General features: G+C 57.8%; 9 protein-coding genes and 1 pseudogene. 3 read left to right on the plus strand and 7 right to left on the minus strand.

Annotated elements, in window-relative coordinates:
• Nucleotides 1–86: 86 nt before the first annotated feature.
• Nucleotides 87–1,463: a glycosyltransferase family 2 protein gene (locus tag M0651_RS04930; RefSeq protein WP_248550735.1), complete on the plus strand. Its 1,377-nt coding sequence runs from the start codon at nt 87–89 to the stop codon at nt 1,461–1,463.
• Nucleotides 1,464–1,534: 71 nt separating this feature from the next.
• Here the strand turns inward: M0651_RS04930 and M0651_RS04935 are convergent, their stop codons facing one another.
• A complete protein-coding gene (locus tag M0651_RS04935) occupies nt 1,535–2,251 on the minus strand; it encodes an ArsR/SmtB family transcription factor (RefSeq protein ID WP_248550736.1) in 717 nt (238 codons plus the stop codon).
• A 145-nt stretch (nt 2,252–2,396) separates the two neighbouring features.
• Between M0651_RS04935 and M0651_RS04940 the strand changes: the two are divergent.
• Nucleotides 2,397–2,979, plus strand: a pseudogene (locus tag M0651_RS04940) (flavin reductase family protein).
• A 112-nt stretch (nt 2,980–3,091) separates the two neighbouring features.
• Here M0651_RS04940 and M0651_RS04945 read toward each other — a convergent pair.
• The 3 genes from M0651_RS04945 to M0651_RS04955 all read right to left on the minus strand — a co-directional run bounded on the left by M0651_RS04945 (nt 3,092) and on the right by M0651_RS04955 (nt 6,814).
• Complete coding sequence (locus M0651_RS04945; RefSeq protein WP_248550737.1) at nt 3,092–4,153, minus strand: LLM class flavin-dependent oxidoreductase; 1,062 nt, start codon at nt 4,151–4,153, stop codon at nt 3,092–3,094.
• Nucleotides 4,154–4,749: 596 nt separating this feature from the next.
• Nucleotides 4,750–5,775: a glycerate kinase gene (locus M0651_RS04950; protein WP_248550738.1), complete on the minus strand. Its 1,026-nt coding sequence runs from the start codon at nt 5,773–5,775 to the stop codon at nt 4,750–4,752.
• A 19-nt stretch (nt 5,776–5,794) separates the two neighbouring features.
• The gene (locus M0651_RS04955) at nt 5,795–6,814 is read right to left on the minus strand and encodes an SDR family oxidoreductase (protein ID WP_248550928.1); all 1,020 of its coding nucleotides are present in this window, start codon (nt 6,812–6,814) and stop codon (nt 5,795–5,797) included.
• Nucleotides 6,815–7,087: 273 nt separating this feature from the next.
• On the opposite strand from M0651_RS04955, the gene M0651_RS04960 reads away from it, so the two are divergent.
• A complete protein-coding gene (locus tag M0651_RS04960) occupies nt 7,088–8,467 on the plus strand; it encodes an MATE family efflux transporter (RefSeq protein WP_248550929.1) in 1,380 nt (459 codons plus the stop codon).
• Nucleotides 8,468–8,522: 55 nt separating this feature from the next.
• Here M0651_RS04960 and M0651_RS04965 read toward each other — a convergent pair whose 3' ends face one another.
• The 3 genes from M0651_RS04965 to M0651_RS04975 are packed head-to-tail and all read right to left on the minus strand — an operon-like array spanning nt 8,523 to nt 12,068.
• Nucleotides 8,523–10,613: a carbohydrate-binding domain-containing protein gene (locus tag M0651_RS04965; protein WP_248550739.1), complete on the minus strand. Its 2,091-nt coding sequence runs from the start codon at nt 10,611–10,613 to the stop codon at nt 8,523–8,525.
• A 29-nt stretch (nt 10,614–10,642) separates the two neighbouring features.
• Nucleotides 10,643–11,332 carry a DUF4956 domain-containing protein gene (locus tag M0651_RS04970; RefSeq protein ID WP_248550740.1) on the minus strand — a complete coding sequence of 230 codons (690 nt, stop codon included), beginning with the start codon at nt 11,330–11,332 and terminating at the stop codon, nt 10,643–10,645.
• Nucleotides 11,325–12,068, minus strand: a complete 744-nt coding sequence (locus M0651_RS04975) for a polyphosphate polymerase domain-containing protein (RefSeq protein ID WP_248550741.1) — start codon at nt 12,066–12,068, stop codon at nt 11,325–11,327. Before M0651_RS04975 ends, M0651_RS04970 begins: the two co-directional genes overlap by 8 nt.
• Between the last annotated feature and the right edge of the window lie 401 nt (nt 12,069–12,469).

Below are 12,469 nucleotides of genomic sequence, written 5' to 3' on the forward strand. Positions count from 1 at the left end.
CGGGCCTGGTTCTTTGTCCCTTTCGCCGCCGCTGGGGATTCGTATAATGGGTACGAAATCACGATGCCCGAGGTGATCCGTGTCCAATGAAATATAGTGTCATCATCCCCAGCTACAATAAGGCACTGCCTTTGATGCTGACGTTAACGGCGTTCGAAACCCAGACCTATCCGCATGACCAATTCGAGGTGGTGGTCGTCAACGACGGATCCACCGACGATACCATGGACCGCCTAAGCCGGTACCGGCCCCCTTACCGGCTTATTCCCGTCTCCTTGGACGAAACCGCCGGCAGGTCGGCGGCCCGGAACCGAGGGGTGGAGGCGGCTTCCGGCGACATTTTGATCTTCTGTGACCCGGACTACCTGGTTACGCCCGATTTCGTGAAGACGCATGACCTGTATCACCGGCAACATCGAAACGCCGTCGTCTCCGGGGTTCCGATCCTGTTCATCAAAGCGTATCCCCACCTCTACCCGGATTTCTCGGCGGAGGAGAAGGTTGCCGCCGCTGAAGTACTGCAGGCCTCCGGGCTGTGGAGCAACGACTATTGGCATGCGCCGAACCTGATCGAAATCGTGACTCGGGAGGATCTTCTCGACCGAACCGGCCAATTGGAAAAAGTCGTCGCTCCCTGGGAGCCGGTTCAGGAGAATTATCGCGAATTCCCCACCACCGACGTCGCGCCATGGCTGATGGCGGTCACGCGCAACCTTTCTCTGTCCAAACGGCTGTTTGAAGAAGCCGGCGGCTTTAATGAGGACTTCCTGAAGCACGGCCTCGAGGATTGGGAACTGGGCTACCGGCTGCACCTTCGCGGCTGTCCGTTCATCAGCATTGCCGAAGTGGTCGGCTACCACCAGGAGCACCCGTCCTTCCATCGCAGCGAGGATTCTCAAGGGGAGAACCTGCGGATCATGTACCAGAACCATGGATACTCCGATCCGGAAATCAGCTTGTTTGCCATCTTGCCTCCTTCCGAAGGAATGGAAGCGTATAAAAATACGCTGCGGATCCTGAAATCGTGGCGCAGCAGCAAGAACGCCTCGGACCGGGCTGCCGGCCGTCAGCTCCGGCGGACTTTAGCTCATGGAGCCCGGCTCTTTCATCTGCAGCCCGAGGCACCCGACTATGAGGCTTTGAAGAATGGACTGAAGCCCGCGCTAATGGCGGCTACCCAGATCTATACCCAGCCGGAAGCTCCGCAGAAGCAGGAGCAAATCAAGGCGATCTTGACCCAGGCTTGCCAAAGTCTGTGGCCGGACTCGGCGAAACCGTCTCCGACCCGGCGGCGGCGTAAGCGTTCAGTGCGCAAAGGGGCGCTTCGCAAAAGAGGGGCACGCTCTCAAACGCGCAGGGCCGCCGGGAAAGCTGCTTCCCGCACCCGCGGAAAGGCTAGCCGGCGGAGCCTTCGCCTGTTTCGGGCAGGCACGTTACGCAAACGGAAACGTCTTCGGCACTAACGGTGAAACGGCAAAAAACCATCTCTTCTAGGAGATGGTTTTTGCGTATGCACTCTGTTCGGGTCCGGCAGCTAACCGATCCCTTCCTCCGCGTCCATGTCTAAAGCAAAGGTGTCCTTGAACCCTGCCCGCCCCTTCGCGGTCAACTTGACGGCCCGGCTCCGCGGACTTCGCTCCACCCAACCCAGTTCCATCAGCCGCTCCAGCAGGGCGTTGCCAAGCGCCCCGGCCAGGTGATGTTGGCGCTCGCTCCAATCGAGGCATTTATGGGAATAAGAACGGCGTTTGCGCTTAGCCCGGTCGATGTCGACCCCGAATCGCTCAAGAAAAGCCTCGCCCTCCGCGGTCACTTCAAAGGCTACGTCTCCTTCGTCGAGAATGCCTGTGCGCACCATGCTTTGCGTCAGGTGAACTCCCAGATTCCCCGCCAAATGGTCATAGCAGGTTCGGGCATGCCGCAGCGCCCGGTCCTCCGTCGCCTGCCGCAACGACCGGATCGGCGCCGACGGCGCGATCGACAGTAAGGACTCCAACACCCGGGCGACTTCCGGGTTTGCGATCCCGTAGTAGCGGTGGCGGCCTTGTTTTTCGACGGCCACCAAACCGGCCTCCGTCAGCTTGGCCAGGTGAAAGCTGGCCGTTTGCGCCTGAATCCCGGCCATCCGCGCCAGCTCGCCGGCGGCATGATATCTCCCGTCCAGCATGGCCGTCAGCATCGCCGACCGGCTGGGATCGCTGACAAGCGAAGCGATGACTGCCGCTTGCGTATGCGTTGGTGCGGCTCTCATGCGAATGGTTGCCCCCTTTTTGAGGATGTCATCCATATTTCGATCCCCATGGTATTGTTGCCATTATACAATGAGCGGGAATCCATTGAAAACCAAGGAGGGAACCCCTTTGCGACCGGAAGCGACCAACCCGCCAAGCGATACCCTGCTCATCCAGCCGAAAATTTTGTATTACGGCACGCCCGTCGTCCTTCTCACGACCCATAATGAAGACGGAAGCACCAATATCAGCCCGATCTCGTCCTCTTGGGCACTCGGGGACCACATCGTCCTGGGCATCGGACTGGGCGGGAAAGCCGCCGAAAACCTGCAGCGCTGCCCGGAATGCGTCATCAACCTACCCGATCCTTCCATGTGGGAACAAGTCGAGCGGTTAGCCTCCGTCACCGGAAAAAGCCCCGTGCCGCATGAAAAAGCAACAGGGCTTCACCTATCAAAAAGACAAATTCACGGTCAGCGGCCTTACCCCGCAGCCGTCCCAGCAAGTACGGCCCGCCCGCATCCGCGAGTGCCCGCTGCAAATCGAGGCGGTGGCGATGGATTTCCGCGTGCCGGCCCACGCGCCCTTCTTCGCGATCGTCGAAACCCGGGCCGTGGCCGCCCGCCGCGACCTCGTCATCGGCGACCGCCACATCGACCCTCGCCAATGGAGCCCGCTCATTTACAACTTCCGCCATTACTTCGGCCTCGGCGAACCGCTGGGGAAGACGTTTCGGGCGGAGGTGTGAGGGTACCACCACCCGAACCGAGTTCGGGATCAGGATAAGCCCTTGAACCAGAACCCGAACCGGGCCTAGGTCAGAAACCGTCGGGGTTGTAAATCTGACGCCGCTGTGTCCTTTACTCTGTATCCCCGCCTTCGGCTTCCCAACGGGCGATTTCTTCACGTACTCGCGGAGCAACCACTGTACCGAGGAGCTCAATCGACCGCATCACATCCTCATGCGGCATCGTCCCGAGCGGGCAATGCAGCATAAAGCGGGTGATGCCGACATTTTTGCGCAAATAGATAATCTTGTTGGCGACGGTCTCCGGATCGCCGACGTACAACGCGCCTTCCAGGCTGCGGGCGGCATCGTAGCTGGCCCGGCCGTAGTGGCCCCAGCCGCGTTCCCGTCCGATCACGTTCATGGCCGCCTGCGTCGAAGGGAAGAACTTCTCCACCGCCACATCATTGCGGTCGCCAACGAATCCATGCGAATGGGAAGCGACCGTCAGCTTCGAGACGTCATGCCCTGCCTGGGCAGCAGCCTGCTTGTAGATCTTCACGAGCGGCGCAAATTGAGTCGGCCGGCCGCCAATGATCGCCAGCACCAGCGGCAAACCGAGCACACCGGCACGAATGACGGATTCGGTGTTGCCGCCGCTGCCGATCCAGACCGGCAAAGGGTTCTGTACGGGACGCGGATAGACGCCCAGATTGTTGATGGCTGGACGGTGCTTGCCTTGCCAGGTTACTTTTTCCGACTCGCGCAGCTTCAGAAGCAGATCCAGCTTCTCCTCGAACAGTTCCTCATAATCGTTCAAATCGTATCCGAACAGCGGAAAGGACTCGATAAAAGACCCGCGTCCAGCCATGATCTCCGCGCGCCCGTTCGATAGGCCGTCCAGCGTCGCGAAATCCTGGAACACTCGAACCGGATCATCGGAAGACAACACGGTAACGGCGCTGGTCAGCCGGATCCGCGTCGTCTGCGGGGCTGCCGCCGCCAACACCAAAGTCGGCGACGAAGCGGCATAATCCTTGCGGTGATGCTCCCCTACGCCGAACACGTCGAGCCCGACTTTATCGGCTAGGACGATCTCCTCTACCACCTCGCGCAGCCGCTGCGCATGACTGATCAATTCGCCGGTGACGACGTCCGGCGTCGTTTCCACGAACGTGCTGATTCCGATTTCCATGTTGAGTTCCTCCGCTTCAATTATTAACTATATTTTTGTATTTTACTATACTTTTCTCATATGAGCAAAAGAAATACTTGCCCTTCTGTGTGCCCTTTCGTCCATAAGCTGTGCGCATTATCGTTCACCTATACGTGAGGCCTGCGGGGCAGGCGGGTGGGCGCGGCTAGGGTTGTGCGGCCGGGCGCATGAGCAAGGCTAGGGGTAGCGTCACCGCGCGTAAGCGTCAGGACACCCCGAAATGTTGCATTTTGTGCAACATTTCGGGGCGGTATCCGGGCCGGGGGAGTGAAATGTTGCTTAGAGTGCAACATTTATCAGAGATACGGCCCGCGGCGGGCTTAAATGTTGCAGTTTTTGCAACATTATGCCCCGCAGGGGCAAAAAAAAGGGAGAAATGTTGTAGGAAATACAACATTTCTCCCTTTGGCCGCGCCCGGGCGGGCGCACGCGGCGTGCAAGCGCAAGGCCGGGCCGGCGGTGGCGCCGCGCTAGGGCGCAAGGCGCGGGTGCGCCCGCCGGCTCCGCCGCGCAACGGCGCCCTCGGTGCTGCCCGGGCCATGCCGCCCGCCGCGCCGCGGCGCATGCCCGCGCGCTCAGCCCAGCCGCAGCAGGCGGCCGATGCTCTCGCAGGCGCGCGCCACGTTGCGCGGCCCGTCGGCGAGCAGCTGCGGCAGGGCCGCCGGCCCGGGGGCGATGCCGAAGATCGCGTCGATCCCTTCGGCGTACAGCGCGTCCGCGCCGTCGCCGATCGTGCCAGCGATCGCGATCACGCGCTTGCCGGCGGCCTTGGCGACCTGGGCGACGCCGTGGGGCGTCTTCCCGAACTTCGTCTGGAAGTCGATGCCGCCCTCGCCGCCTGCTGCCCCCGCGCCCGGGACGTCCCGCACGTCCCGGCCAAGCTGACGCCGCGCCGTCTCGGCGTAATGCGCAAGCGCGGCGTCGAGCTGCTCCGCCATTGCGGCGGTGGCGCCCTTCTGCGGCCCGAACACGCGGGACGCGCCACGCTCGCCGCAGAGCGGGTTGTCGACGTCGCAGGCCACGACCAGGTGCGTCTGCGGCAGCCGCGGGTCGAGCGCGGACACGTCGATCCGCGCCAGCTCGCCGAGGCGGCCTCCGCCGCGCGGCAGCGGTCGGCCTGCCGCGTCCAGGAACCGCGCGCCCAGCGCCTCGGCCATGCCGGCACCGCCGTCGTTCGTGGCGCTGCCGCCAATGCCGACGATGATGCGGCGCACGCCCTGATCGAGGCAGGCGCGGATGAGCTCCCCCGTGCCGTACGTCGTAGTCTGCAACGGGTTGCGCAGATCCGGCGGCACTTGCTGGAGCCCGCTGGCCGAGGCCATTTCGATGGCCGCCGTCTCTCCGTCGCCCAGCAGCCCGTAGTGCGCCGTAACCGGCTCGCCGAGCGGCCCCGTCACCTCCAGCGAGAATAGCCGCCCGCCTGTGGCGTCGACCAAGGCTTGAACGGTTCCTTCTCCGCCGTCAGCCATCGGAACATGAACATAACGCGCGTCCGGAAAGACTTTGCGCAGCCCTTTTTCCATCGCCAGGCACACTTCCTTGGCCGTCATGCTCTCCTTGAACGAATCCGGCGCCAACACGAACGTGGGTTGCCGTGCCATGCTCATCGGAGCCTCCCGCCTATTCCCTCATGAGCTTCGCTGCCGCTTCCATCGCCTCGACAACCCGATCGCACCAAACGTCAAATTCTGGATCCGCCTCCTGAAGCTCTGGATGCGCCAGAATATGCTCTACCGTCTGCCGGATGCCTTGATCCACGCGAACTGTCGCGGTAAAGCCCGGTACCAGCCGCTTCAACTTGCTATTATCGAAGACGACCGTATTCGCCTTATCGCCCAGCAGCCCGCCGCGGAAATCGTAAGGCCCGTTATCCGCAAGAAAATCAGACGCGACATGTACTGCACGCAGCTTCACGCCCAGGGCATCCGCGATAATTTCATGAATTTGGTTCCAAGTCACGCTTTCGTCCGACGTGATATGGACGGATTCACCGATGGCATGAAGGTTGCCCATCAGCCCAATAAAACCTTTAGCAAAATCGCTGTTATGCGTTAACGTCCACAACGACGACCCGTCTCCATGAATCAAGACCGGTTTGTTCTCCAACATCCGCTGGGCCACTTGCCAAGACCCCTTGTTACCGTGAACGCCCAACGGGATCGACCGCTCATCATAGGTGTGGCTCGGCCGCACGATGGTGATCGGGAATCCCTGTTCGCGATACTGCTGCATCAAATATTCCTCGCAAGCGATTTTGTTGCGGGAGTAGGCCCAATAAGGATTGGAGAGCGGTGTCCCTTCGGTGATTCTGTAATCCGACAAAGGGGTTTGATACGCCGAAGCCGAGCTGATGAACATAAACTGCTTCGTCTTTCCGGCAAATAATCGAACATCCCGCTCCAGCTGCGCCGGTTCAAAGGCAATGAAGTCCGCCACCACGTCGAAGGTATGACCTTCAAGCTTCGCGGCCACCTCGGCTTCTTGGTGAATATCGGCCTCAATGACCTTTACGCCGGGCGGCAACTCCTTGCTGCGAGTCCCCCGGTTTATCAGGTACAACTCCCAAGAGCTGTCCTCCGCTAACTGTCTCGTAATCGCGGAACTGATCGTCCCGGTACCTCCGATAAATAGCGCTTTCAAAATAATCCCCTCCCAAATCAAATTCACCTAATCCCCTCCATGGTAACACCTGCCACCGCATTTTCCAAATCGCTCAACCGGCATCGGCCATCCCCGCATAAGGGATGCGTAAACGCATTGACATCGTTCTTCCGATAGTGGTATCTTCAACCCTACCGATCTTACGAAAGCCGGGGTTGCTTTGTTGCTTTAGCCTTGTGACGAAATGTCCGATAATAGGGGTAAACTGTTTTCTAACTATTAAAGAAAAGAAAGTGATGTCTATTGAAGCCAATGTTCGCGCGTCTGAAAAATAACGCCTTCCTGGAAAAGCATCTGTCCGGCGAGTCTATGGACTACCGACAGATCTTCGCTTTGTTTCTGCCGATTCTGATCGATCAGGCATTTATCATCGGCCTCAACTTAGTCAATACCGCCATGATCAGCTCGTCCGGCGTCGCCGCCGTCAGCGCGGTCAACATCGTCGACTCGCTGAATATCTTCCTGATCAGCGTATTTGTCGCCGTCGCGACCGGGGGGACGGTGGTGGTCGCTCAATACAAAGGCAGCCGCAACGACCGTAATGTCTCTCGTGCCTCTGCGGCAACGGTCACTTCGGTCTCCCTGCTCGCGGTTGGGATCGCCCTGCTCCTGATCGGATTTCACAATCCGATTCTGAAGCTGCTGTTTGGCGCCGCCTCCGCCGACGTATTGGATAATGCCCGCGTCTATTTAATCGGCAGCAGCATCTCCTACACGGGATTAGCCGTGGTTCAGGCCGTCTGCTCAGCGCTGCGGGGAATCGGCAAAACCCGGGCCTCTCTAACCCTGTCGTTGATCATGAACCTGCTCTACGTGCTGCTGAACATCTTGCTGATCACCCTTCTGGATATGGGCGTCTTCGGCATGACGCTGGCGATCAATATCGCCCGGTTCGCAGGCGCGATCTGCGCGCTGTATTATCTATTCAAAATGGAAGCCTCCTTGCACTTGCATCTACGCGACCTGTTCCACTTCCCGCTCGAAATGCTGCGCAAAATCATGTTCATCGGGATTCCGTTCGCGGCCGAGCAGCTGTTCTTTAATGGCGGCAAGCTGCTGACCCAGGTGTTTATCGTTAGCCTGGGCACCTACGCGATCGCAACGAATGCCATCGGCGGTTCTCTCGCCGGGGTGTTCCAAATCCCCGCCAGCGCTTTGTCCCTGACGATTGTTACTGTCGTCGGCCAATGTATCGGCAGCGGCAGCGTAGGCGACGCACGGAAGTTCATCAAGTCCTTCCTCTGGCTCGGCTCGGGATCGCTGGCTCTAATCAGCTTGATTCTGCTGCCGTTGTTCCGGCCGCTCGTAAGCATCTTCGCACCGCCCACCGAAATTATCGGCGACATCTTCCTCGTGCTCCTCGTGAGCTCCATCGCCCAGATCCCTCTCTGGCCGATCAGCTTCATCTTGCCGTCCGCTCTGCGGGCAGCGGGTGACTCGCGCTTTACCTCGATCACTTCGATGCTGACGATGTGGCTGTTCCGGGTCATTCTCGGCTACGTTCTCGGGATCACGCTGGGCCTCGGCATCCTCGGCGTCTGGTTGGCGATGTGCAGCGAATGGGGCGTACGCGGAGCCCTCTTCCTCTGGCGATTTCGGGGGAAGAAATGGTATGCGCATAAGTTGATTTGATGCTAAATGTCCCCGAAACCGCGATGCGGCCGGGGACATTTTGGTTCATATCAAGTTATTGCGCGTCCGTTGGCGCTTGGTCCGTCGGACGTTCGTCTTGCGGTCGCATGCCTCCCTTGCCGCCTCTACCGCCACCGCCGGGACCAAACCCGGTATTGCCGGTCGTTACGCCAGATTCATTTAACCACGTCGTGATGCTGTCGGAGATTTCAAAGCTAACCACCTTCGTGCCGCCCACGTACTTCCCATCCGTATACATGCCGTCTTTCACACTGCCCGTGGAGGATCCACTGGTATACAAGACATAGGAGCCCTTCTTCAGATCCGGGGAGCTGATCACGATCGATTGGAAGTTTTTCGTCGGAGCAAAAGTCAGGATTTCATTCCCTGCATTATCCTCTAAATGAACCAATGTGCCTGCTTGCTGCGCCTCCGGGAAGGTCATGGTAACCGAGTATTGGCTGGAGGTATCGGATGGAGCTTGCGCCATTCCCGAGCTTCCCGCCGCGACCAAAATTCCGCCGGTCATCTCGTAGCTTCCGTTATAATCCAACGTCCCGTTACCGCTATTTGTCGGCCCATTTACGAGGGCCGTGCCGCCGGTCATCACGATCGACCCGTTGGAATCCAATCCATCGCCGGCGGCATCCACGTAAAGGTACCCGCCGCTGATCGTTAGGATGTTGCTGGACGAAGCGGCAAACTCGTCTTGGCTGCTGCCGCCATCATTCCCCCCCGAGACGTTGACACCGTCGTCCGAAGCGCTTAGGCGGGTTTCGCCACCCGACACCGCAATGGCTCCGCCTTCGATACCTTCGTAACTCTTCGTGATGGTAATCGTTCCGCCGGCGATGGCAAGCGTTGCATCCGCATGGATCCCGTCGTCACCAGATGCGACTTCGAACTTACCGTCTTTTATACTGATGTTAGCATTGCCATGAACAGCGTCGTCTGCGGAATCCAGCGTAAAGCTGCCGTTGTTGATCACGATATCTCCGCTTGCTTTCAACCCCTTCATACTTAACGATTCGGTGTTCGTGTCTTCAGACTCCGCACTGACCGCCACTTCTACATTTGCTGCTGTACCCGCCGGCGCCATCGCATCCTTCATCCCTGCCGCCTCCGACGACCCGGACGTCGCATCCGCAGGATTCATCTCGCCCGGTTTGCCCCACGAGCCGCCGCCCCGGCCGTTATCCTGCACTTTGACTTCGCCATTCGCACTGCCACCGCCCGTGACGATATGAAATGTACCGCCATCGACAACCAGCTGGGTCGCGGCTTGAATTCCATCCGCCTCCGCCGTTACGTTAAACGTACCGCCGGCGATGGCAACGAACCCTTTATCGGCGTCGGTGTCGTTGCTGGATTTAATGCCGTCTCCGCCGGCTTTCACCGTAATCTGCCCGTCCTTCACCGCAACCATGTCCTTGCCAAGAATGCCGTCATCCACGGCCTCGACGTTGATCGTGCCACCGACGATTTTCAAGTCGTCCTTGCTGTTGATACCATTGTTGTTATTGCCAGTCACGGACAGTGAACCCGCCCCGTTGATCGTCAAATCCGCTTTACTAAAAATAGCCGCATTCGGAGCATCCGATTCCGCATCAGTTACAGTCGCATTTTGTCCATCGGATACCGTGTTCTCTGTTCCTTCCTGAAGGGTAAGAATCACATTGCCTGCGGCTTTGATGTAAATGGGGGCGCTGTCGTTATCATGGATCTCCGCTCCATTCAAGACCAACTGCACATCATCCTCCTCGGCTGCATCCACGATGATCTGACCATCATTCAGCTTGCCGTTAAGCACATAAGTTCCCGCCGCGTCGATCGTCACCGTTCCGCCTGAGACCTTCACTCCGGAACCTGTTGTGACTGCCGCCGTATTTCCGTTTAATGTGATTGCCGTAGACGTGTCTGCACTCCAATCCGTCTTCGTATCGCGATCCTTGAAGGAGACAAGGTCAGCGACGGTGACGCTCGCCAGTTCCGTGTCCGAGGAGGTTGACGTTAATTCAGCGGTAGCCGCCGTCCCTTGCGCCTGATCCTCCGTAGCTGAAACCGCCCCACAGGCGGACAGCATCGCCGCGCTTAACATAATAATTCCTAATTTACTCGTCATACTCCAGGTACTCCATTTGTTCATTGTTCTCATCCTTTCTAATTCAGGTTCGATTAATAGCTATCTGCGTTTGTCGTCGGACTCATCGTCAACGAGAGGTCCAGGTTACCGTTGCGGCAGCGAATATCGTCAAGAAATGCCTTTTGGTTAATCAGACGGTCCAGCTTGATACTGTAAACGAGCTCGTAGAGACTACCCAGCTCCGTTGTCCGGATTTTTCGAAGTTCGTAATCCACCTTGTGTTTCTTAAACACTTCATCAAACGCTTCCTCATACCCCAAATTTTCTGGAATCGTCACTTTCAACGTCTTCTGCTGCGTTGTGGGTGCGCCGTAACGGAACCGGTTCAAGAGGACCATAAGTACGCAAAGAATTAGTGTGAACAGCACGGCGTATCCGAAGGAACCTACCCCACAAGCCAAGCCGGCTGCCATCGTAAATAGGACGTACGAGATGTCCTTCGGATCGCCGGGCGCGCTGCGGAAACGGATGATCGAGAACGCCCCCGCCAGGCTGAACGCCCGGGCAACGTTGCTGCCGATCAAGAGAATGATGATCGCCACGATGGAAGGCAGCAGGACCATGGTAAGGGTGAAATTTTGCGAATACCCTTGCGGGTTGGTTTTCATATAGGTGAAGCTGATGATGCCGCCCAACAGGATCGCGATGAGAATCGTGATAATAGCATTGGTCAAGGTTAATTCGGTCGTTGCCAAACTGACGTTAAAAAGGGAATCAAGCATACAACATACGCTCCTTTGCGAAATCTTTGGTTTTCAACATTTTCTTGTACTCATTGCCGTATTTGGAGAAGCTGGTGCGGAACATTTGGTGCTCCGACAGCATTTTGGCCAACCAGACCGGCACGGTTTTCTCGGCTTTCACTTCCATGAGCCACAGCCCGTTTTCAACGAGCGGTTCGCCATGGTCGCCTTGCTCCAGCTTCAGATCATAGCGGCGGCTGCGGATATTCGTGTCGAAGGTGATTCGTAAATCCCGGCTTCTCTTGCAAAAGAGCGCCTTACGTTCATAAGCCAAGTACACCTTCGGCTCCAGCTGGTAACGCTGCAGGAAGTAGGTGATTTCATGCAGGACCTGCCTGTTCATGTAATCCTTGTACTCCGGCTCGGTCCCCGTCCGGACGAACTCATAAGCCTCCTGTAATCCCAGCGCGGTCCGACGTTTGTTCACCACTCCGAACACTTTCTTTTTAATCTCCAGATAGCCCTTCGCCTTCGGGTCCGGGACGCCATACGTCCGCAGTCGCAGCTTCTCTTTGTACTTAGGCTTGGCCAGACTGTTCCGGATCAACGCATCGTCCTTCGTATCAAAATACAGGTTACTGATGGAGTAAAACTCATGCTGCTTGTTGTAATCATCCGGTTCCATATATTCCAGCAGCTCGTCGTATAACCGGCGGTAGGCCGCATCGTCCAACAAATATTTGTTTTCGTATCGGTTAAACACCTCAATCGCCATGCGTTTCCTTCCTTTCCTTGCGGTTGCTTTATCGCTTCTTACGGGGTGTCTCCCGCTTGGCATGGTTGTATCATAGTCCCCCAACCTTTAACGAACCTTAAGCGTTAAGTGGTGGTTCAAAAAATCAACTTCGGATCACGAAGCCTATCCGGGGCGATTATCCTACATCGAATCTTGCACTCAGCCGGGCCCTCCGCTGCTCACGTAGCCACATAGCCCACCTCTAACGCTTGCCACAAGGCTTATATCCGCCAAAAGGATGGTTTTCCGATTCTAACGCTGATCACGGTGCTTATTTGCCGTTTTCGGGGCTCAAATCGGGGGTTTTCTGCGAAATAGCGTTGCTCAGAAGCGTTAGAATTTCCACAACGGCAAATTCGCCACATTAGCGTTGCTCACAA

Source organism: Paenibacillus mellifer (assembly GCF_023195895.1).
GTDB classification, from domain to species: domain Bacteria; phylum Bacillota; class Bacilli; order Paenibacillales; family Paenibacillaceae; genus Fontibacillus; species Fontibacillus mellifer.